17 protein-coding genes are annotated in these 20,896 nt (G+C 62.3%); 12 read left to right on the top strand and 5 right to left on the bottom strand.

Annotated elements, in window-relative coordinates; genetic code table 11:
* Positions 1–271: 271 nt before the first annotated feature.
* Positions 272–517, bottom strand: coding sequence for a hypothetical protein (locus ACTHNE_RS14030; RefSeq protein WP_440269582.1), 246 nt, complete (start codon positions 515–517; stop codon positions 272–274).
* Between the two features lie 249 nt (positions 518–766).
* Positions 767–2,227, bottom strand: coding sequence for a TolC family protein (locus tag ACTHNE_RS14025; protein WP_324945129.1), 1,461 nt, complete (start codon positions 2,225–2,227; stop codon positions 767–769).
* An 88-nt stretch (positions 2,228–2,315) separates the two neighbouring features.
* Between ACTHNE_RS14025 and ACTHNE_RS14020 the strand changes: the two genes are divergently transcribed.
* From ACTHNE_RS14020 to ACTHNE_RS14005, 4 genes are all read left to right on the top strand, one after another.
* Entirely contained in the window at positions 2,316–2,933 is a 618-nt protein-coding gene (locus ACTHNE_RS14020; RefSeq protein WP_324945126.1) for a TetR/AcrR family transcriptional regulator, read from the top strand.
* A gap of 84 nt (positions 2,934–3,017) precedes the next feature.
* The gene (locus ACTHNE_RS14015; protein ID WP_324945123.1) at positions 3,018–4,133 is read left to right on the top strand and encodes an efflux RND transporter periplasmic adaptor subunit; all 1,116 of its coding nucleotides are present in this window, start codon (positions 3,018–3,020) and stop codon (positions 4,131–4,133) included.
* Positions 4,130–7,264, top strand: coding sequence for an efflux RND transporter permease subunit (locus tag ACTHNE_RS14010; protein WP_440269581.1), 3,135 nt, complete (start codon positions 4,130–4,132; stop codon positions 7,262–7,264). The genes ACTHNE_RS14015 and ACTHNE_RS14010 overlap by 4 nt, the downstream gene beginning before the upstream one ends.
* 122 nt (positions 7,265–7,386) lie before the next feature.
* The gene (locus ACTHNE_RS14005) at positions 7,387–8,193 is read left to right on the top strand and encodes an oxidoreductase (RefSeq protein WP_440269580.1); all 807 of its coding nucleotides are present in this window, start codon (positions 7,387–7,389) and stop codon (positions 8,191–8,193) included.
* Between the two features lie 33 nt (positions 8,194–8,226).
* Here the strand turns inward: ACTHNE_RS14005 and ACTHNE_RS14000 are convergent, their stop codons facing one another.
* Together ACTHNE_RS14000 and ACTHNE_RS13995 are read right to left on the bottom strand one after the other, a co-directional pair.
* On the bottom strand, positions 8,227–10,701 hold the full coding sequence (locus ACTHNE_RS14000; RefSeq protein WP_440269579.1) for a glycoside hydrolase family 31 protein: 2,475 nt from the start codon (positions 10,699–10,701) through the stop codon (positions 8,227–8,229).
* Positions 10,702–10,877: 176 nt separating this feature from the next.
* Positions 10,878–12,095, bottom strand: coding sequence for a citrate synthase family protein (locus tag ACTHNE_RS13995; RefSeq protein WP_440269578.1), 1,218 nt, complete (start codon positions 12,093–12,095; stop codon positions 10,878–10,880).
* Positions 12,096–12,257: 162 nt separating this feature from the next.
* Between ACTHNE_RS13995 and prpB the strand changes: the two genes are divergently transcribed.
* The 8 genes from prpB (at position 12,258) to ACTHNE_RS13955 (ending at position 20,201) form a co-directional block, all read left to right on the top strand.
* A complete protein-coding gene (gene prpB / locus ACTHNE_RS13990) occupies positions 12,258–13,145 on the top strand; it encodes a methylisocitrate lyase (protein ID WP_324945388.1) in 888 nt (295 codons plus the stop codon).
* Between the two features lie 68 nt (positions 13,146–13,213).
* Complete coding sequence (prpC, locus tag ACTHNE_RS13985; RefSeq protein WP_324945390.1) at positions 13,214–14,365, top strand: bifunctional 2-methylcitrate synthase/citrate synthase; 1,152 nt, start codon at positions 13,214–13,216, stop codon at positions 14,363–14,365.
* 469 nt (positions 14,366–14,834) lie between these two features.
* Positions 14,835–15,701, top strand: coding sequence for a hypothetical protein (locus ACTHNE_RS13980; protein WP_324945393.1), 867 nt, complete (start codon positions 14,835–14,837; stop codon positions 15,699–15,701).
* 94 nt (positions 15,702–15,795) lie between these two features.
* On the top strand, positions 15,796–16,167 hold the full coding sequence (locus ACTHNE_RS13975) for a hypothetical protein (protein WP_324945396.1): 372 nt from the start codon (positions 15,796–15,798) through the stop codon (positions 16,165–16,167).
* A complete protein-coding gene (locus tag ACTHNE_RS13970) occupies positions 16,164–16,853 on the top strand; it encodes a C39 family peptidase (protein ID WP_324945399.1) in 690 nt (229 codons plus the stop codon). Before ACTHNE_RS13975 ends, ACTHNE_RS13970 begins: the two co-directional genes overlap by 4 nt.
* Before the next feature lie 8 nt (positions 16,854–16,861).
* Positions 16,862–17,491, top strand: a complete 630-nt coding sequence (locus ACTHNE_RS13965; RefSeq protein WP_324945402.1) for a hypothetical protein — start codon at positions 16,862–16,864, stop codon at positions 17,489–17,491.
* Between the two features lie 108 nt (positions 17,492–17,599).
* Positions 17,600–18,898 carry an acetate kinase gene (locus ACTHNE_RS13960; RefSeq protein WP_440269577.1) on the top strand — a complete coding sequence of 433 codons (1,299 nt, stop codon included), beginning with the start codon at positions 17,600–17,602 and terminating at the stop codon, positions 18,896–18,898.
* A 442-nt stretch (positions 18,899–19,340) separates the two neighbouring features.
* Complete coding sequence (locus tag ACTHNE_RS13955) at positions 19,341–20,201, top strand: hypothetical protein (protein ID WP_324945408.1); 861 nt, start codon at positions 19,341–19,343, stop codon at positions 20,199–20,201.
* 43 nt (positions 20,202–20,244) lie between these two features.
* On the opposite strand, the gene ACTHNE_RS13950 is transcribed toward ACTHNE_RS13955, so the two are convergent.
* On the bottom strand, positions 20,245–20,856 hold the full coding sequence (locus ACTHNE_RS13950; RefSeq protein WP_324945411.1) for a glutathione S-transferase N-terminal domain-containing protein: 612 nt from the start codon (positions 20,854–20,856) through the stop codon (positions 20,245–20,247).
* Between the last annotated feature and the right edge of the window lie 40 nt (positions 20,857–20,896).

The following is a 20,896-nucleotide window of genomic DNA, read 5'->3' as shown; positions in this document are numbered from 1 at the left end:
AAAAAACGCCCGCATGGGCGTGTTTTTATGGGTGGCGGCGAGAGAGGCCTTGATGAGAACCCTTCCGGTTCGACACAAATTTGTCAGGAACAAATTTGGACAACCGAAGGTTGGCCCCGGAGCGCGCAGCGCGGAGGGGCGAGGCCCAAGGATGGGCCGAGCACAATGTCAGGAACAAATTTGGACAACCGAAGGTTGGCCCCGGAGCGCGCAGCGCGGAGGGTTGAGGCCCAAGGATGGGCCGAACAATCCCTCTCTCCGTTTGCGCGATCTACAAAAACGCCCGCATGGGCGTTTTTTTATGGGTGGCGGAGAGAGAGGTCTGATGAGGACCCTTCCGGTGCGCGATCACGCGATGGTTTTCCACGTAAAGAGCGTTCACCCGCTGCCGGAATTCCGTATCACGCATGGCGAGCAGGCGTGCTTCGGTCCAGATGATGTAATGGTAGTCGTCGCGATTGCACTGCGCGTACGACAAGGCGGGCTGTTTTTTGCGGATCGTCGCTAGGTGGTGCATCCAGCAGCTTCTGCAAGTTTTCTAGCGTGATCGGCGCGAAGCAGTTCGATAAACAGCTCATTCTTGCTACTGAAGTTCGAGTAGAACGCACCGCGGGTATAGCCCCGCCTGCGCAGCGATATCCTCCACACTGGTCGCGGCAAATCTTTTTCTGGCAATGCTCACGGCGGATGCTTCCCGCAAGCGCAGCCGAGTACGTTCGCGACTTTCTCCCCGAGTCAGCCGTTGGCTTGGCACGCAGCAGTCCTGCTACTTGCTGGCCACGGCCTGGTTTTCGCCAGCCTGCCAGCCACCACCAAGCGCCTTGAACGCCGCAACCGCTGCACGCGCCGATTCGGTTTGCGCTTGCGCCCGCTCATCGGAAGCGCGCAGCAGGTTTTCATCCGCCTGCAGCACTTCGATCAAGCTGACCACGCCCTTTTGGTAAGCCGCAAATGAAGCCGCGCGCGCACGGCCGAGCGAGTCCACGCCCTGGTTGAGTACGGCGGTTTGCTCTTCGCGCTTGACCAACGTGGAGAAGGCGTTTTCCACATCCTCGGTGGCGTGCAGTGCGGCGAGTCGATACGCGGCCAGCATTTCCGCCTGCTGGCCCTTGGTCTGCTGGATCTGCGTGTTGATGCGGCCAAAGTCGAACAGACGCCAGCGCAGACCCAGCACGCCGGCCGCTTGATTCGCGCTGCCGGTGAACAGGTTGCCGCTGGCCACGGACGTGGCGCTGCCGATCAATCCGCTCAGCGAAAGCTTGGGGTAGTACTCGGCAATGGCCATGCCGATACGCGCGTTCGATGCGGCCAGGCGGCGCTCAGCCACGATCAGGTCAGGGCGGCGGCGCAGCAATTCACCTGGCGTTTCGGTGGTGGCGATTCGCGGGGCGACCGGAATATCGTGCTCTTGCATCAGTTCCGCCCGGTGCGTACCGGGTTGCGCGCCCAGCATCACATCCAGCGCGTTCATTGCCGTGTCCAGGCCGGCTTCGAGCACCGGCACGGAAGCCTGCACTTGCGCCAGAGCACCTTCGGCCTGCCGTACTTGCAGTTCGGCCGCCAGGCCCTTGCCGTACAAGAGCTTGATGGTGGCAAGCAGATCCTGCTGCGTTTGCACCTGTTTGCGCGCCACCTTCAGGCGCGCCTGCAAGCCGCGAATAGCGATGTAGATGTCGGCGGTTTGCGCCGCCACAGTCAGGCGCGTGGCCACGGCGCCGGCCTCGGAAGCCTGGTAGTCGGCCAGCGCCGCTTCGCGTCCGCGGCGCAGGCCGCCGAACATGTCCAGCTCCCAGCTCGCGCTGAAGTCGGCTTCGTAGTTATTGCCGTAACGGTCAAAGCCGGGCGTTGTATTCAACACTTGTCCCAAAGGCGTTTCGACGGATTGATAGACCCTGGCCGCCTGGCCGCTGATATTCCCGGAGGGGAGTAATGCAGCTGTCGCGGCACCAAGTCCGGCGCGTGCTTGAGCGACGCGCGCGGATGCTTGGGCAAGGTCGAGGTTCTGCTCCAGCGCAAGCGTTATGTACTTGGTCAGTTGCGGGTCGCCGAACCCTGTCCACCACGTGGCGAGGTCCGCACTGGCTGCCACATGCCGCTGATCGACCTCGACCTGGCCTTGGAAATGGTCGGGCATGGGCACGTTAGGACGGACATAATCAGGGCCGACTGCGCAGCCCGCGAGGAGGCTGGCGGCTATGAGCACGACAAGCATGGATTTGGGCGACATGGGTTCGCTCCCTGGAATAGTAATTGTGACCATATTACCAAATGGTCACTAGTTGTCCATTCCCGGAGTGAGGGGTAAGCTCTCTCTCATGAAAAAAGCAGTCATCACTCCCCAGCCCGCCCGCGGTCCGGTCGACCACGAGGTGCGGGACCAGATTGTCGCCGCCGCCACCGAGCACTTCAGCCGCTACGGCTACGAGAAAACGGCCGTTTCGGATCTGGCCAAGGCGATCGGCTTTTCCAAGGCGTACATCTACAAGTTCTTCGAGTCCAAGCAGGCCATCGGCGAGGCGATCTGTGCCAACTGCCTGCGTGAGATCGAGACCGAGGTGAGGGCGGCCGTGGCGGAAGCCGAGCTGCCCTCGGAAAAGCTGCGGCGCATGTTCAAGGGCTTTACCGAGGCGACGTTGCGCCTGCTGTTCCGCGACCGCAAGCTGTACGAGATCGCTGCCTCGGCCGCCACGGAGCGCTGGTCGTCGGTGGTGGCGTATGAGGAGCGCGTGCAGGCGCTGCTCAAGGAGATCCTGCAGGAAGGGCGCCAGAGCGGAGATTTCGAGCGCAAGACGCCGCTGGACGAAACCGCCGCCGCGATCTACCTGGTGATGCGCCCATATTTCAATCCGCTGCTGCTGCAGCACAGCTTCGACTACACCGATGAGGCGCCGGGCCAGCTGTCCGGCCTGGTGCTGCGCAGTCTGTCGCCTTGAGCTGTGAGATTTTTAGTGACTATTGACTAATTTGGTCACTAGATAGCAGAATGAAGCCCAGGTCAATTGCCCATGGGGCTTTCCATGTTCCGGCTTCGTCTTGCTACCGCTGCCATCGTTTTGGCCCTGCCGTTCGCGCTGGTCGCTTGCGGCGGCAAAGCATCCACCGATCCGCGCACCGAGGCGCCGCTGGTGCGCGCCGCCATCGTCCAAGGCGCCGTTCCGGCGACGCGTTCGTTTACCGGCACTGTCGCCGCCCGGGTGCAGAGCGACCTGGGCTTTCGTGTTTCCGGCAAGGTGCTGCAGCGGCTGGCGGATGCCGGGCAGAGCGTCAAGCGCGGCCAGCCGCTGATGCGCATCGACCCGGTGGATCTGAAGCTGGCCGCGCAGGCACGGCAGGAAGCAGTGGCAGCCGCCCGCGCACGCGCCAGACAGACGGCCGAAGATGAAGCGCGCTATCGCGACCTGCGCGGCAGCGGCGCGATTTCCGCGTCCGCCTACGATCAGATCAAAGCCGCGGCCGATGCCGCCAAGGCGCAATTGAGCGCCGCCGAAGCGGATGCCGACATGGCCAACAATGCCAGCGGCTACGCCGAACTGGTGGCGGACGGCGATGGCGTGGTGATGGAGACGCTGGCCGAACCGGGCCAGGTCGTCAGCGCTGGCCAGACCGTGGTGCGCCTGGCGCACGCGGGGCCGCGCGAGGCGGTGGTGCAATTGCCGGAAACCCTGCGCCCTGCGATCGGTTCCATTGCGCAAGCCGCATTGTTCGGCAAGGAAGGCGTGGGCATGCCGGCCAGCTTGCGCCAGTTGTCCGACTCCGCCGATCCGCTCACGCGCACGTTCGAGGCGCGCTATGTCCTGCAAGGCGAGCTGGCCAGTGCGCCGTTGGGCACCACCGTGACCATCCGCATTCCCGCCGGCAATGCCGCTACGCAAGCTGATTTGCAGGTGCCGATGGGCGCCCTGTTCGATGCGGGCAAGGGGCCGGGCGTGTGGGTGATCGATAGCCAATCATCCAAGGTGTCCTGGCGGCCGGTGGTGGTGCAGCACCTGGATGACGACAGCGCGCGCATCGCCGGTCAGCTCAAGCAAGGCGATCGCGTGGTCGCGCTCGGTGCGCATCTGTTGCGCGAAGGCGAGCCTGTGCGCGTGGCCAGCCTGGATGTCGCCGTAGCAAGCGAAGGGGGCCAGCCGTGAGCGAGGGCCGTTTCAATCTCTCGGCGCTGGCGGTGCGCGAGCGCTCCATCACCTTGTTCCTGATCCTGCTGATCTCGCTGGCCGGGCTGGTGTCGTTCTTCAAGCTGGGTCGCGCGGAAGATCCCGCCTTTACGGTGAAAGTGATGACCATCATCACCGCCTGGCCCGGCGCCACCGCGCAGGAAATGCAGGACCAGGTCGCCGAAAAAATCGAAAAGCGCATGCAGGAACTACGCTGGTATGACCGCACCGAAACCTACACGCGTCCCGGTCTGGCCTTCACTACGCTGACCTTGCTCGACAGCACGCCGCCGTCGGAAGTGCAGGAAGAGTTCTACCAGGCGCGCAAGAAGATCGGCGATGAGGTCAACAATCTTCCGCCCGGCGTGATCGGGCCGATGGTCAACGACGAATACGCCGACGTCACCTTTGCGCTGTTCGCGCTCAAGGCCAAGGGCGAGCCGCAGCGCCTGCTGGTGCGCGATGCGGAAAGCCTGCGCCAACGCCTGCTGCATGTGCCGGGCGTGAAGAAGGTCAACATCATCGGCGAGCAGGCGGAAAAGATTTATGTAGAGTTCTCGCACGATCGCCTGGCTACGCTCGGCGTAAGCCCACAGGACGTATTCGCCGCGCTCAACAGCCAGAACGCGTTGACGCCGGCGGGCTCCGTCGAAACGAAAGGGCCCGAAGTATTCATTCGTCTGGATGGCGCCTTCGATTCGCTTGAGAAGATTCGCGACACGCCGGTGGTGGCGCACGGCCGCACGTTGAAGCTATCGGATATCGCCACGGTGAAGCGCGGCTATGAAGATCCTGCCACCTTCATGATCCGCAACAACGGCGAACCTGCCTTGCTGCTGGGCATCGTCATGCGCGATGGCTGGAACGGACTGGACTTAGGAAAAGCGCTGGACCACGAAGTGGCCGCGATCAACGCCGGTTTGCCATTGGGCATGAGCCTCAGCAAGGTCACCGACCAGGCGGTCAACATTGCCTCGGCGGTCGGCGAGTTCATGCTGAAGTTTTTCGTCGCGCTGCTGGTGGTGATGGTGGTGTGCTTCATCAGCATGGGTTGGCGCGTGGGCCTGGTGGTGGCCGCGGCCGTGCCGTTGACCCTTGCAGTGGTGTTCGTGGTGATGGCCGCCACCGGCAAGAACTTCGACCGCATCACCTTGGGTTCGCTGATTCTGGCGCTGGGCCTGTTGGTGGACGACGCCATCATCGCCATCGAAATGATGGTGGTGAAGATGGAAGAGGGCTACAGCCGCGTGGCCGCTTCCGCGTATGCGTGGAGCCACACGGCCGCGCCGATGCTGGCCGGCACCTTGGTGACGGCGGTGGGTTTCATGCCCAATGGTTTCGCGCGCTCCACCGCTGGCGAATACACCAGCAACATGTTCTGGATCGTCGGCATTGCGCTGCTCGCATCCTGGGTGGTGGCGGTGGTGTTCACCCCGTACCTGGGCGTGAAGATGCTGCCCGATTTCAAAAAGGTCGCGGGCGGCCACGCGGCGATCTACGACACGCCGCGCTACAACCGTTTCCGCGAACTGCTCGGACGCGTCATCGCGCGCAAGTGGCTGGTGGCCGGTTCCGTGGTGGCGCTGTTCGTGCTGGCCATTCTTGGCATGGCCATCGTCAAGAAACAGTTCTTTCCCATCTCCGATCGTCCGGAAGTGCTGGTCGAAGTACAGATGCCTTATGGCACGTCGATCGACCAGACCAGCGCTGCCTCGGCGAAGGTGGAAGCGTGGCTGGCCAGGCAGAAGGAAGCGAAGATCGTTACCGCCTACATCGGTCAGGGCGCGCCGCGGTTCTACCTGGCGATGGGACCGGAGCTGCCCGATCCGTCGTTCGCCAAGATCGTGATTCGCACCGACAACGAAGAAGAACGCGATGCGTTGAAGCAACGGCTGCGCGAAGCGGTGGCCAACGGTTTGGCTTCCGAGGCGCGCGTACGCATCACGCAACTGGTGTTCGGCCCGTATTCGCCGTTCCCGGTGGCGTACCGTGTTTCCGGCCCGGATCCGGCCACACTGCGCGGGATTGCGGCGCAAGTGGAGCAGGTGATGAATGCCAGCCCGATGATGCGCACGGTCAACACCGACTGGGGTCCGCGCACGCCCACCTTGCACTTCACCTTGCAACAGGATCGCTTGCAGGCCGTGGGGCTTACCTCCAGCGCGGTGGCGCAGCAGTTGCAGTTTCTGCTGAGCGGCATCCCGGTGACGTCGGTGCGCGAAGACATTCGCAGCGTGCAGGTGATCGCGCGTTCGGCCGGCGACATTCGGCTTGATCCGGCCAGGATCGGCGACTTCACCTTGGCCGGCGCCAGCGGGCAGCGCATTCCGCTGGCGCAGGTAGGCAAGGTCGACGTGCGCATGGAAGAGCCGATCATGCGCCGGCGTGATCGCGTGCCGACCATCACAGTGCGAGGTGACATCGCCGACAACCTGCAGCCGCCGGACGTCTCCACCGCGATCACCAAACAGCTGCAGCCGATCATCGCCAAGCTGCCCGGCGGCTACCGCATCGAACAGGCGGGCTCCATCGAGGAATCGGCCAAGGCGACCACCGCGATGCTGCCGCTGTTTCCGATCATGCTGGCCGCCACCTTGTTGATCATCATCTTCCAGGTGCGTTCGATCTCGGCGATGGTGATGGTGTTCCTCACCAGTCCGCTGGGTTTGATCGGCGTAGTGCCCACCTTGATCCTGTTCCGCCAGCCGTTCGGCATCAATGCGCTGGTCGGTTTGATTGCGCTGTCGGGCATCCTGATGCGCAACACGCTGATCCTGATCGGGCAGATCAAGCACAACGAAGAAGCCGGACTAGACCCGTTTCATGCGGTGGTCGAAGCCACCGTGCAGCGTGCGCGGCCTGTGATCCTTACTGCGCTGGCGGCGATCCTGGCCTTCATTCCGCTGACCCATTCGGTGTTCTGGGGGACGCTCGCCTACACGCTGATCGGCGGCACTTTCGCGGGGACGGTTCTTACCTTGGTGTTCCTGCCGGCGATGTATGCCATCTGGTTCAAGATCCGGCCAGGCAATGCGGCGGATGGACACCATGGTCGGCATGAGCCGGTGAGGCCGACCGAACGCAGGCTGGAAGAAGTCGTCGCAGGATAGAGGTGCCAGCTTCAATCCGCCTCACTCTCGTCGCCCTGGCGAACGCCGGGGCGATGGAAGTAGGGGAGATGCATGTAAGTCGCCACTGCTTTTTGTCCTATCAACTTTACAAAGGAACCACCGTGTCCGATTCCAAAGTTGTCGTAGTCACCGGCGTGTCGTCAGGCATCGGGCGCGCCACCGCCGCAAAATTCGCCAAGCGCGGCTGCCGCGTCTTCGGCACCGTGCGCAACGTGACCAAGGCAGCGCCCTTGGCCGGCGTCGAGCTGATCGAAATGGACGTGAGCGATGAAGCGTCCGTCAAATCCGCGCTGCAATACGTCATCGAACGCGCCAAGCGTATCGACGTGCTGGTCAACAATGCGGGCACCAGCCTAGTGGGCGCGGTGGAGGAAACCAGCGTTGCGGAAGCGACCGCGCTGTTCGAGGCCAACGTCTTCGGCATCCTGCGCACGGCGCAAGCGGTGCTGCCGCAGATGCGCGCGCAACGTAGTGGAAGAATCGTCAACATCAGTTCGGTGCTCGGCTTCCTCCCGGCGCCGTACATGGGTCTGTATGCGGCGTCCAAGCATGCGGTGGAGGGGCTTTCCGAAACGCTGGACCATGAAGTGCGCCAGTTCGGCGTGCGCGTGAGCCTGGTCGAGCCGGCTTTCACGCGCACCAACCTGGACGTCAACGCGCCGCAGACCCGCGCGAACATCGCCGCCTATGACCGCGAGCGTGAGCTTGCATCGCGCGCCATCGTCCAGAGCGTCAAGGGCGCGCCAGAACCCGATGGCGTGGCCGACGCAGTGGTCGAGGCGGCGCTCGGCACCTGGCGCATGCGTCGCACGCCGAGTGGGCAGGCTTCGTTGCTGAGCAAACTGCGTCGCTTCATGCCGGCGGCACCCGTGGATGCAAGCTTGAGAAAGAGCTTCGGCCTTGGTTGAAAGGCAGCGGTCAAAAACATCAAGTATCACCAATCATGGAGCGCTCGCCGAACTGTCGACGACGCTCACTACGGACGCATCCGGGCCGCTCCAGGCTGGCGCACCCTCATGCTTCAGCTGGCGAGCAGCGTCATCCCATGTCAGCTTGGTGATGGCGTAGTTGCCCCGCTCGTAGCCGTACGTCTTCCCGTCATCCTGGAAAAGATCAAAGCTGGCATCCGCGCCCGGGTACACCTTTACGGAAACGATCTTCTGCGTTTGCTGGGCCTTTCCATCATCCGATCCCAGCGGCACGATGCTGCCGGCCTTTACGAACAACGGCAGGATGTCGATGGGCGCATCCACCTCGATCGTCTGTCCGCCATGCAGCCGTTGATTGGTCCAGTAGTTGTACCAGTCGCAGCCGGCCGGTAGATAAACCGTGCGATGGGTGGCGCCTTGCTCGGTGACCGGCGCCACCAGGAACGCCGGCCCGTACATGTATTCGTCGGGGATATTGGCGACTTTCGGATCGTCCGGGAAATCCATGAACAGCGCACGCATGTACGGTGCGCCGGTCTGGTAGCTGCGATAGGCCAGCGAGTACGTGTAGGGCAGCAGCTGATAGCGAAGCTTCAGGTATTTCGCCAAGACCGGTTCGGCCTGCTTGCCATAGGACCATATTTCGTTGTGGTTTCTTTCCCCGTGCGCGCGCATCACCGGCTGGAAAACACCCCACTCGAACCAGCGCACGAAAAGTTCGGGATAATCCTCATAGCGGCCGATCGTGCCGCGCACATCCGATCTATCGATCAGCGGCTTGTGTGCCGCGTGGTAGTCGGCGGGAATCACCGGCGAGAAGAATCCGGCGATATCGGTATCCCAATACGGCAGACCCGTCGCCGTGAAATTGAGACCGGCGGGAATCGAGCGCTTGAGCATGTCCCAGGTCGACACGATGTCGCTCGACCAGAACACGGTGCCGTTGCGCTGGGCACCCAGATACGCGGCGCGCGCCAGGATCATTACCCGGCGGCTGTCGCCGAAGTCCCGCCGGAATCCTTCATAGACCGACGCAGTATGAAACAGCGGGTACGCGTTGTAATAACGCTTTCCCGAGCCGATCCAGAACACATCGTTGGCCGGGTCGACATCCGGTTCGGTTTCATCCAGCCACAGGTAATCGAAGCCGTACGGCTTGATGTAGCGATCGCGAATCTGCTCCCAGAACCATTTCGCCGCGGCCGGATTGGTGGTGTCGATGTTCGGCCCGATGACGGCCTTGTACCATCCCGAATCGGGCTTGCCGTCTGGCGTGTGCACCAGCCAGCCTTTGCTCGCGAGCATGTCGTAGAACAGCGTTCCCTTCGAGAAATGCGGCCATACGCTCAGCAGCGTATCCACGCCTTGCGCATGCAACTGCCGATTCATCGCGGCGGGATCAGGCCAGCGTGCCGGGTCCAGATCCAGGTTGCCCTGCTCGGTCATGTTGAGGAAATCCACCACCATCACACCCAGCGGCAGATTTTTCTTGCGGTACTCGTCGGCCACCGCCAGCACCTGCGCCTGCGTCGGATAGATCGCCTTGCTTTGGATATAACCGTAGACCGTCTTGGGCAGCATCTGCGTCACGCCCGTGAGCAAACGGTAGCCGGAATAAATCTCGTCCGTGTTGTCGCCTGCAATGACGAAATACGAGACGCGGTCGCCGACCTCCGACGACCATACATTCTGACCGTTGAAACCGAGGTCGATCGTGGTTTTCGATGGATTGTCCCAGATCAGGCCATAGCCGAGGCTCGACACCATGAAGGGAACGCAGACGTTCTCGCCGCCCACCGCGCCGTAGTCGTGCCAGCAGCGGATCTCGTGATCGCGCAGATCCATCCAACCTTTTTGTTGCTGCCCGAGACCGTAGTAATGCTCGTTTGCCGGCGAGTCGAACATGGCGGCAATGCGGTAGTCCGTGTGCGAAGCATCCGAACGTTCCGGCATCATCGCCCACGTGCGCATATGCAGCAGCGTCTTGCCGTCGGTCGTGGTGACCAGCAATGCATCATCATGAGGGCCGCCCTGATGATGGGGGCCGCCGAAGTATTTTTCGCGCAGTTGGTTATTGAGTGCATCCAGCGGCATGCGCTCCGGGCGTTGGTCCTTCGCAACCTCTGCCGGCGCCACCTGGACCACCATTTTTGCCGAACGGAAAACCTCGCCACCTGCTGCATCGTGCGTATGCGACCAGCCTTGCTCCGATGGTTTGGCCACGAATCCATAACCGGGTGCAGCCGTGGCGGCCGCCCGGTCGGTGCTGATGGTGACTCGCAGGATGTTCGGGGCATACGGCTCGAGCGAAATGGTTCTGCCATCGCGCTGCAGCACGAGCGGAGCATTTTGGGCCATGCCGCTCAGCGATATCGCCAGCAGCAGCGCGCCCAGTCCGCACGACACCAGCCTTCGCATGCTGTTGCACTGCGCAGCAATCGCCCTGCCAGGGCTGTTCCGGATATCCACCATGCGCGCGATCTGCATTTTTTCTCCCCGCTATGACGAAGGCTCACTCATGGTGGGCCGCGTGATCGCGTCGAAGATTGCATAAAAGCCGGCCGGGCAAGAAGTGAAAAACGGCCGCACTTTGCGCTTTAGCAAAGGCATGTGGTGGAAAACATAATGCATACCAGTCGACGCGCTTGGGCCATCCGGCGCGTTCAGCCTTCGCGCTGCGGCATGCGTCCAACATAACTGGCGCGCGGCCTGATCAAGCTGCCGCTTTCCTGCTGCTCCAACGCATGCGCGAGCCAGCCCGCCATGCGGCCGGCGGCGAATATCGCCAGGGCGACATCGGCGCTCAGCTCGTAGGCCGACGCGATGGCCGCAAGCGCAAGATCGAGATTGGGCTGCCGGCCGCATTGAGCGTGCACGGTTTCGATCAACCGTTCGATCGCCGATAGCTTTGCCGGACGTGGCCGCGTGGCGCGCAATGCAGCGAGCAATGCGGCGCCGCGCGGATCGCCGTCGGGATAGAGCGGATGCCCGAAGCCGGGTGGCGCTTCGCCGCGGCGAATACGTTCGCGTATACGGTCGACAGGTTTGCGTTCGCGCAGCGTATCCTGGATGAAGGCATGCGCGCGTGCGGCGGCGCCGCCATGATGCGGGCCCGATAATGTGGCCAGGCCTGCGCACACGGCAGCATGCAAGCTGGCGCCGGTCGATGCGGCAACGCGCGTGGCGAACGACGAAGCGTTGAGTTCGTGATCCGCGCACAGCACCAGGGCGCAGCGCACCAGTTCGGGCAGACCGGTTTCCTGTTTGCGCCAGCTTGCCACCATGACGCGGTGAATGGATGCTTCACTTGGCTGCGCGCCGCACAGCAAGGCCGCCGTTTCGCGCAACAGCAACGCAGCGTCGATGCGACGATGACGCGGATCGATGCTGTGTGCATGCGTCGCATCGAGCGCAAGCAGCGGCAACGCGGCGGCGGTTCTCTCCAAAGGTTGTATATCGGCTTGTTGCAAAAGAAGTGCGACCGCTTCCGGCCAGCGATCGGGCAATCCATCAATAAACGGATCGTGCTCGCCGCAATCCCACAACAGCCTTGCCGTTTCTTCCAGCGTGGCGCCGCCTTTCGCCAACGTGATCGCCGATTCGCCGCGGTAATAATGCCCATGCGAGCGGATCAGCGAGATGCGCGTTTCCATCACCGGCAACCCCCACGCCAGGCTATGCGCTGCGCCTTGCGCCGCGCCGCGTCCGGCCTGGCGGCGTTCGATCAGTTGCTCGATATCGCTGGCGCTGTATTCGCGGCTGCGCCCGTCCGGTCCGGGGCGCGAATCGATGCGGCCGCGACTGACGTACGCGTAAAGCGTGGCGAGGCTTACACCGAGCCGGGCGGCGGCATCCTGGGCGGAGAGGTAGTCGGTACGCATGCCGATATATTGATCCTTTCAATCAAGATTGATCAATGTATTTCCTCGTGACAGAGTGGCGCCCGCTGGATTCGCCAGCGCGATGTGCGACACCCGCCTACTGCGCCGCGACATGGCCGCGCTGGCACATCGCTTACAATTTCGCGTTTCGGAGAATCCGTGATGACCTCGTTCGATTCCGCCGGCAGCCGATTCCGCGCCGCGCTCGCCGCCGAACAGCCTTTGCAGGTGATTGGCGCCATCAACGCCAACCATGCGTTGCTCGCCAAGCGCGCCGGTTATCGCGCCATCTATCTTTCCGGCGGCGGCGTGGCGGCCGGCTCGCTGGGCATGCCGGACTTAGGGATCAACACACTCGACGACGTGCTTACCGACGTGCGCCGCATCACCGACGTATGCGATCTGCCGCTGATGGTGGATATCGATACCGGCTTCGGTCCCAGCGCCTTCAACATCGCGCGCACGGTGAAAAGCCTGATCAAGTTCGGCGCAGCGGCCTGCCATATCGAGGACCAGGTCGGCGCCAAGCGTTGCGGTCATCGCCCCGGCAAAGAGATCGTATCGGCCGGCGAAATGGCCGATCGCGTGAAAGCGGCGGCGGATGCCAAAACCGATGCCAATTTCTTCTTGATTGCGCGCACCGACGCCATTGCCGTAGAAGGCGTGGATGCGGCGATCGAGCGCGCACTGGCCTGCGTGGAAGCAGGCGCCGATGGCATTTTCGCCGAAGCCGCTTACGACATTCCCACCTATCGCCGTTTCGTCGATGCCGTGAAAGTGCCGGTGCTCGCCAACATCACCGAGTTCGGCAAGACGCCGCTGTTCAGTGTGGACGAGCTGCGTAGCGCGGGCGTGGGCATCGTGCTGTATCCGCTCTCGGCGTTCCGCGCGATGAACAAGGCGGCCGAGACGGTTTACGAGGCGATTCGCCGCGACGGTCACCAGCGCAACGTGATCGACATGATGCAGACGCGCGAGGAACTGTACGAGCGCATCGGCTACCACGATTTCGAACAGAAGCTCGACCAGCTTTTTGCAGGCAAGAAGTAATCCACGTTTCCGGTGGTCGCTTTCCCCACGCGGCCACGTCCGATAGATCGCACCATGGAGCACAAGCAATGAGCGAGCAAACCGCAACTGCCCCCAAGCCGAAGAAATCCGTCGCCCTTTCGGGCGTGGCGGCGGGCAATACCGCACTGTGCACGGTCGGCCGCAGCGGCAACGATCTGCACTATCGCGGTTACGACATCCACGACCTGGCCGCCAAGGGCTGCTTCGAAGAAGTGGCCTACTTGCTGGTGCACGGCGTGTTGCCGAACTGGGCCGAATTGAACGCGTACAAGGCCAAGCTCAAGCGCCTGCGCGGCCTGCCTGCGCCGGTGAAGAGCGCGCTGGAACTGCTGCCGGCCGCCACGCATCCGATGGACGTGATGCGCACCGGCTGCTCGGTGTTGGGTACGGTGCTGCCGGAAAAGGAAGATCACAACATCACCGGCGCGCGCGACATTGCCGATCGCCTGATGGCGAGCTTCGGTTCCATGCTGCTGTACTGGTACCACTTCAGCCACAACGGCAAGCGCATTGAGACGGAAACCGAAGACGAAACGGTCGCCGGGCACTTCCTGCATCTCTTGCACGGCAAGAAGCCGAGCGAGCTGCATGCGCAATCGCTGGACCGCTCGCTGGTGCTGTACGCCGAGCACGAATTCAACGCCTCCACGTTTACCGCGCGTGTGATCGCCGGCACCGGCTCGGACATGTATTCGGCCATCACCGGCGCGATCGGCGCGCTGCGCGGTCCCAAGCATGGCGGCGCCAATGAAGTGGCCATGGACATCATTGCCAGGTACCGCAATGCCGCCGACGCCGAAGCCGACATCCGCGCGCGCGTGGAGCGCAAGGAAATCATCATCGGCTTCGGCCATCCGGTTTACACCGTGTCCGATCCGCGCAACGAAATCATCAAGGAAATTTCGCGCAAGCTTTGCACGGAAGGCGGCAACCCCACCTTGTTCGACGTGTCCGAGCGCATCGAGAAGCTGATGTGGGAACAGAAGAAGATGTTCCCAAATCTCGATTGGTACTCGGCCAGCGCTTATCACATGATGGGCGTGCCCACGGTGATGTTCACGCCGCTGTTCGTGATCTCGCGCACCTCCGGCTGGAGCGCGCATGTGATCGAGCAGCGCCAGGATGGCAAGATCATTCGCCCGAGCGCCAATTACACGGGGCCGGAAGATCGCAGCTATACGCCGATCGAAAAGCGTTGATCTCTCCGAACAGTCTTGTCGATTGATAGCTCGTCGTCCCGGCGAAGGCCGGGACCCTTCGACTTGTAAGCGCCAAAGACACTGGGCCCCGGCGTTTGCCGGGGCGACGAATTTGTGGTGCCAGGAATGGCGGCGAGAATTTGTCTTGCGGGAAGACACGATCTGTATCATGCGCGATACACTTCCCGCCCAACCGTGCTGACGCAGTAACGCCCTGTTTTTCCGCCAGATATCGAAGCACGGCGCACCAACACGCGCATCGCGGTATGCGCACTGTTGCATCCCTGTCGCACATGCCTAACGGAATGGCCCTCGCGCCGTCGTGACATGGCGTTCGCAACACCTTGATTTCCATGAGAGAGAAGCATGTCGCTCGCGCGTGCCCGGCTTGGCATGTGGTTTGCCATACCTAAGCGCTGCGAAGCAGCGAAAGCAGGGGGCAACCGCATCCGTTCCGGGAGGAACTCTTATGCGCAAGACTCTTCTTTTTACGGCATTGACGCTCGGCTTGGGACTTGCACTCCCGGCCATGGCTCAAGACAACGACAACTCCTACAACAACAATTCCAATCAGCACAACAACTACAGCACCCACAGCAAGACCGTTACCGCCAACGGTAACGATCGCAACAACAGTGGCGATGTCTATAGCGACGGCCTGGGTACGGCAGCGGCCAACAACGGCGGTACGGCCGTTTCTTCGGTCAGCGACGCGTTCAATACCAGCACGGCCGTCGCCAACACTACGTTGGACGGTTCCGTATCCAATGTTTCCGTATCGGGTATCGGCAACGTTGCCATCAATGGCGGTAGCGCCAATGGCGGACGCGGTGGCAGAGGTGGTGACGGCGGTTATGGTGGCGATGCCTATGCGCACAGCGGTCACGCCGGCGGATCGGGCGCGAGCAGTGGCAATGCCGGTTCGCTCAGCGGCGCAGCGGGAGCGGGCGCGAAGTCTTCCGGTGGCGGCGCGTTGGCCAATACCGGCGACGACGATGGCGTAGCCGTTGCTGCCGGTGGGAATGGCGGGGCGGCTACCGGTGGCGGCAACACGGCCGGTGCAGCCACGTCGACGTCAGGTTCCGCCAGTTCGATGGGCGGTACCAGCGGCAACGTCGCCAATGCCGGAGGCAATGGCGCGGCTGGCGGTAACGGTGGATCAGCCGGCAACGGCGGCAATGCCTGGGCGGACGCAGGCAGTTTCGACATGTCCAACACCATGTCGAGTACCGCGGCGGCTGCCGCCGGGATCACCACCATCGCACAGAACAGCGGTGCGGCAGCGCTGATTCAGCAAGGCGTGACGGTGCAGGCCAACTTGAACGTCGGTCATTGATAGCCGATTGACCGGCATGGCGGAGCCCACGACTCCGCTATGCCGGTCAGCGCGCCGTCGCATGCGACGCGCCACCACGATGGGAGTAGTTGCCATGGCTTGTTCGAAACTCGTAACAGGGTTGGCGCTGTTGTGCGTGCTGGAAGGAGCGCTTGCGGCAGATCCACCGCGCAACGCTGTAGGCGCGCCGAACGGAAGCGGTCAAGCGACGATGGTCGATGGCTTCGGGCAGCCGGTCAGCGCCGTAGCATTGCAGCATTACAGCGGCAGCGGTCTGGTGCAGAACAATCAGACCATTACCGGCACGGTAACCGGCAACTCGGCATCGAACGTCAGTACGGGCACCAATTTGATCAGCGGCAATGCCTTTCAGGGCGCTACGGGTCTGCCGTCGGTGGTGCAGAACACCGGCAACAACGTGCTGATCCAGACCGGCGTGATCGTCAATGTGCAGTTGAAGCCATGAAATTCATGCTGGCAGCGTTGGCCGCGTTATCCACGCTCGCAGGTGCGCCACCGTTGCGCGCCGCCACCATGGCGCTCAACGACAATGCCGGACAGACCTACGCGGTACATATTTCGACGCTCAAGGAAGTGAAGTATCGCAACACGATTCATCAGAGGTACGACTTCAGCTGCGGCTCCGCCGCCGTGGCGACGTTGTTGACCTACCAATACGACTATCCGATCAACGAGCAGGCCGTATTCGAGCAGATGTACGCGCATGGCGATCGCTCGAAGATCAACAAGGAAGGTTTCTCGCTGCTGGACATCAAGCTCTACCTGCAAAGTATCGGCTTCGATGCCGACGGTTTTCACGCGAATCTCGCTCAACTGCAGCAGGCGAACCTGCCGGCGATCGTATTGATCGAGGATCGTGGCTATCACCATTTTGTGGTGGTCAAGGGCGTGCGTTACGGACGCGTGCTGCTGGGCGATCCCGCGCGCGGCACGCGCGCCATTCCCATGGGTCGCTTCGATCAGCTGTGGCGGAACGGCCTGGTGTTCGTGATCCACAACCGGCGCGAGCTGGCGCATTTCAATACCGACAGCGATTGGCGCAACGCACCGATCGCGCCACTGGGCGTGGGCATCGACCGGCGCGGGCTGGATACGATCACCATGCACAAATACGGACCTGGCGACATATGAGGTGGCCCATGAAGCGTTCCAGTCTTCCTTGGTGCGGCATCGGCTTGCTCGGTTTGGCTTGCTGTGTGACGACGGTACACGCGCAGGATCGCTTACCCCTTGCGCAACAAGTGGCCGGTTTCGGGCGGCCGGTTTCCGTCGCGCGACTCGACGCGGTGCGCGGTGGTTTCGATCTTGGCGATGGCCTGCAGGCGTCGTTCGGCATCCAGCGCGCCGTGTACGTCGATGGCAACCTGGTTACCTATCTCAACGTGACGATTCCGGATCTGGCGCATATCACCACGCAGCAGGCGGTATCGCTGGCTGCAGCGCTCGGCACCGTGAACGTGCAAGTAGGGGCGGGCAATACGGTTGATACCTCTTCGTCGACAGCCGGAGCGGCGGGTCGGGCCAGCACTGTGGTCCCACCCGTCACACAGGCGAACACACCGAGCAGCCCGATCGTGACCAGCACCGTCATTCCCGCGTCCATCGCACAAGCCAACGCGGCAACGACGATCCAGAACACGGTGGATAACCAGGTAATCCGCAGCCTGACCACGCTGAATGTTTCGGTGAACGCGCTCAACGCACTGCGCAACCAGAACCTTCAGCAGAGCCTGCAAACCGTGCAGCAGTTGCAGGCGTTGTCGCATTGAAAACGGACATGCGCGCTATCGCAGAGGGGGAAGGTCATGCATAAGAAGGATCGGAGCACGAAAGGCGCATCGAGGCCGTGGCTTTACACGATAGGCTGCGCCAGCCTTATGGGCGTCTGCGGTGCGGCAACCGCGCAGAGCGTAACGAGCGCGGACGACAGTTCGTCGCCGGCGATTCGGCAGCGGCTGACCGAGCAGAGCGAGCGGATCGAAGTGATGCGTGGCCAGATCGAAGCCCTGCAGCGCCAGCTTGCGCAGCAGGAAGCCGACTACAGGGCCTTGCGCCATGCGGTGGGCATGGATGTGCTGGCACGGCAACGTGGCGGCAATATCGCCGCCGGTGGAGCGGGCGCCGCGGCACTGTCCATGCCTTCGGCCGATAGCTACACCGACGTGCAAGCCGCCCAGCAAGGGCCTTCACCGGTGGGCCAGGCGCCGGCGGAAAGTTCGCGTCCACCCGAGGTTGCGCCGATCTTCCAGCAGCCCGGTGTGCTGACGCCCAAGGGCAAGATCGTGATCGAGCCGACCTATCAGTTTGGTTATTCCACGGCCGATCGTGTCTCGCTGATCGGCTACACCATCATTCCCGCCATCCTGATCGGCCTGATCGACGTGCGCCAGGTGCGTAGCACCACGCAGACGGCCATTCTCACCGCGCGCTACGGCCTTACCAATCGCATGGAACTGGAAGTGCGCGTGCCTTATGTGGATACGCATACCGATACCGTCAGCCGCGAGGTGCTTACCGGCTCGGCCGAAAACAACGTGTTCGGCTCCAGTGGCAAAGGCCTGGGCGATATCGAGGCCACGCTGCGCTACCAGATCAACAATGGCGGCGCGGATAGCGCTTATTACATCGGCTGGCTGCGCTTCAAGTCGCGCACCGGCAAGGATCCGTTCGAGGTGGTCACCGACTGCCAGACACGCTGCGTACAAAATCTTACCGGCACCGGGCTGCCAATACGCCAGCCGACAGGCACCGGCTTCTATACCGTGCAGCCGGGGCTGACCTGGTTGTTTCCGTCCGATCCGGTGGTGTTCTTCGGCAATTTCAGTTACCTCTACAACGTCGAACGCCATAACGTTTCGGAAAACATCTTGCTGGGCGGCAAGCAGTTTCTCGGCAACGTGAAAATGGGCAACGAGGCCGACGTGAGCATCGGCATGGGCATGGCCTTGAACGACAAGGCCTCACTCAGCATCGGCTACGACCAGACCTTTGTCGGCGAGACGCGCGAATCGGGCCGCAAGCTGCCGGGCTCGACCAAGGTGTGGCTGGGTTCGCTGCTGGTAGGCGGTTCCTATCGGTTCAACGAAAAGCGTACGCTGAACTTCACCCTGGGTGTTGGCATTACGCGCGACACGCCAGATGCGACGCTGATTGTGCGCGTGCCGATGATGTTCTGACGCATTTAAGGATGCTCTGATCTATTCCACGCACCCGTCACCGCACGGTATGCGCCCCTCGGTTTGCCGCGTCGGTGCAGGCAGACTGGCCGTCTGTCAAGACGACGGGGCGAAGCGAGGGGCGCATACCGTGCGGCCCCAACGTCTTGAATTTAAATGACGGGGTGACGTCCAGAAGGCCCGCAGGTCGCGCCGCGCGGCTTGAACAGACGGCCAGTCTGCCCTGCGCCGCGCAACACACCCTGCAGGCCTTCTGGACGTCATGCCGGGTACGTGGAATAGATCAGAGCATCCTTAAGCTTGCCGGGTGTGCGCAAAAAAATGCCGCGTTTTGCACGGCATGTGCACGTTGCGGGTATCTAGTATCGGTCACTCCTGAATTTCTTCGCGAACGCAACGGTTTCGCGGGCACTGCGTGCCAGAAGACACAAGGAGTTCCGTCATGCGTCGTACCGTCCCCGCTTATGTATTGCGCTGCTGCCTGCTCGCTGTGTGTGCCTCGAGCAGCGGCGTGGCCTTGGCCGACAACACCGATCCGGAGGTTTCTCCAGCGCTCGACCGCGTCAGCCTGTGGCTGGGTGCCTATGATGCCCATACCAGTACCACCGTGAGCGCCGGGCTCAACAACGTCGACGTGAAGGGGCACATCAACCTGCAGAACGACCTGGGTTTCCCGTCACGCAAAGTCGAGCCGCGGGTGCGTTTCGATTTCCTGCTAGGTGAAAGCCAGGGTTTTTCGTTCGACTATTACCGTGTCGACCAATCCCGCACGCGCACCTTGTCTACCGCTATCGGCTTCAACGGCAACACGTTCGACGCTTCGGCATCCGTAACGGGACGCGTCAATTTCGATTTCGGCAGCGCCGCCTACAAGTGGTGGTTCGGGCACGGCAGCGATGTGTTCGGCCTTGGCGTGGGTGCGGCCTATTACCGGGTGCATGCGGGCATTAGCGGCGAGGCGACGCTAAGCGGCCCGTTTATCGGGCAGGCGTCTGCTTATGCCTCGACCTCCACCACGCACAGCGCCTGGGCTCCGGACCTGCAGCTTGGATGGCGGCATGCGTTCACCAACAACCTGCGCATGTATCTCAATGCGTCGGGCGTGAAGAAGAACGGCAACCACCTCGGTGGGCATATCTACGATGCCGCGCTGGGTGTGGAATGGTTCCCATGGCGGAACATTGGTTTCGGCGCGGAGTATGACTACACCCGCATCCATATTCACCAGGGGCATCACACGTACAACGATGAGCTGGCGATGCGGATGGACGGACCGTCGGTGTTTCTGCGGTTGCGGTTTTGAACGGTGTTCCCTCCCAGCATGCTGGCGGGGAGGGAACGGAACCTCAGAACCCTTCGGCGACCATCGCCGCCTTCACGCCCGCATCGTCATGCAAGCGCGCGCTGAATGCTTCGAGATGATCGAGCCCGCTCAGGTCCACCTGCTTGCCCTTGGCCCAACGCAGCACCACGAAAAGATAGGCATCCGCCGGCGAGCGGTGCCCGGTCAACCATTGGCGATCGGCCAGCTGAGCATTCAAGCGTTCGAAGTGGCCACGTAGCTGCTGTTTCGCCGCAGCTTGCAAGGCCGCGTGTTGCGATTCGTCGGCAATGAAACGCTGCGGACCGAACAAGGGCTTGAATGCCGCATGCACGTCGGCATTGAGGAAGCACAGCCAGCGGTTTACTTCGGCGCGCTCGCGCGGCGTGCCGTCGCCGTCGAGTTTCGCTTCCGGAAAGCGATCCATCAGGTAATTGAGAATGGCGACGTTCTGGGTCAACGCCCAATCGTTTTCCACGACCAGCGCGGGCACTTGTCCGGAAGGGTTCAAGGACAAATACTCCGGCGAGCGCAGCGCATCGCGCGCAACCTGCTGTGCCTCGTAAGGATGGCCGATCCATTCGAGCACGATGTGATCGGCCATCGAGCAGGCGCCGGGGAGGTAATACAGTTTCATGATAATTCCGTGCTGGCGAAAACGCCGCGCAGTGTGGCGT

The sequence above is a fragment of the Dyella sp. genome (assembly GCF_051954575.1).
In the GTDB taxonomy this organism is placed as follows: domain Bacteria; phylum Pseudomonadota; class Gammaproteobacteria; order Xanthomonadales; family Rhodanobacteraceae; genus Dyella_B.
This window is presented reverse-complemented; position numbering and strand designations above follow the sequence as displayed.

Bases quoted from the DNA above. Each gene is read 5' to 3' on its own strand.
- ACTHNE_RS14030 (WP_440269582.1), bottom strand. From the start codon at position 517: ATGCACCACCTAGCGACGATCCGCAAAAAACAGCCCGCCTTGTCGTAC.
- ACTHNE_RS14025 (WP_324945129.1), bottom strand. From the start codon at position 2,227: ATGTCGCCCAAATCCATGCTTGTCGTGCTCATAGCCGCCAGCCTCCTC.
- ACTHNE_RS14020 (WP_324945126.1), top strand. From the start codon at position 2,316: ATGAAAAAAGCAGTCATCACTCCCCAGCCCGCCCGCGGTCCGGTCGAC.
- ACTHNE_RS14015 (WP_324945123.1), top strand. From the start codon at position 3,018: ATGTTCCGGCTTCGTCTTGCTACCGCTGCCATCGTTTTGGCCCTGCCG.
- ACTHNE_RS14000 (WP_440269579.1), bottom strand. From the start codon at position 10,701: ATGCAGATCGCGCGCATGGTGGATATCCGGAACAGCCCTGGCAGGGCG.
- ACTHNE_RS13995 (WP_440269578.1), bottom strand. From the start codon at position 12,095: ATGCGTACCGACTACCTCTCCGCCCAGGATGCCGCCGCCCGGCTCGGT.
- prpB (WP_324945388.1), top strand. From the start codon at position 12,258: ATGACCTCGTTCGATTCCGCCGGCAGCCGATTCCGCGCCGCGCTCGCC.
- prpC (WP_324945390.1), top strand. From the start codon at position 13,214: ATGAGCGAGCAAACCGCAACTGCCCCCAAGCCGAAGAAATCCGTCGCC.
- ACTHNE_RS13980 (WP_324945393.1), top strand. From the start codon at position 14,835: ATGCGCAAGACTCTTCTTTTTACGGCATTGACGCTCGGCTTGGGACTT.
- ACTHNE_RS13975 (WP_324945396.1), top strand. From the start codon at position 15,796: ATGGCTTGTTCGAAACTCGTAACAGGGTTGGCGCTGTTGTGCGTGCTG.
- ACTHNE_RS13970 (WP_324945399.1), top strand. From the start codon at position 16,164: ATGAAATTCATGCTGGCAGCGTTGGCCGCGTTATCCACGCTCGCAGGT.
- ACTHNE_RS13965 (WP_324945402.1), top strand. From the start codon at position 16,862: ATGAAGCGTTCCAGTCTTCCTTGGTGCGGCATCGGCTTGCTCGGTTTG.
- ACTHNE_RS13960 (WP_440269577.1), top strand. From the start codon at position 17,600: ATGGGCGTCTGCGGTGCGGCAACCGCGCAGAGCGTAACGAGCGCGGAC.
- ACTHNE_RS13955 (WP_324945408.1), top strand. From the start codon at position 19,341: ATGCGTCGTACCGTCCCCGCTTATGTATTGCGCTGCTGCCTGCTCGCT.
- ACTHNE_RS13950 (WP_324945411.1), bottom strand. From the start codon at position 20,856: ATGAAACTGTATTACCTCCCCGGCGCCTGCTCGATGGCCGATCACATC.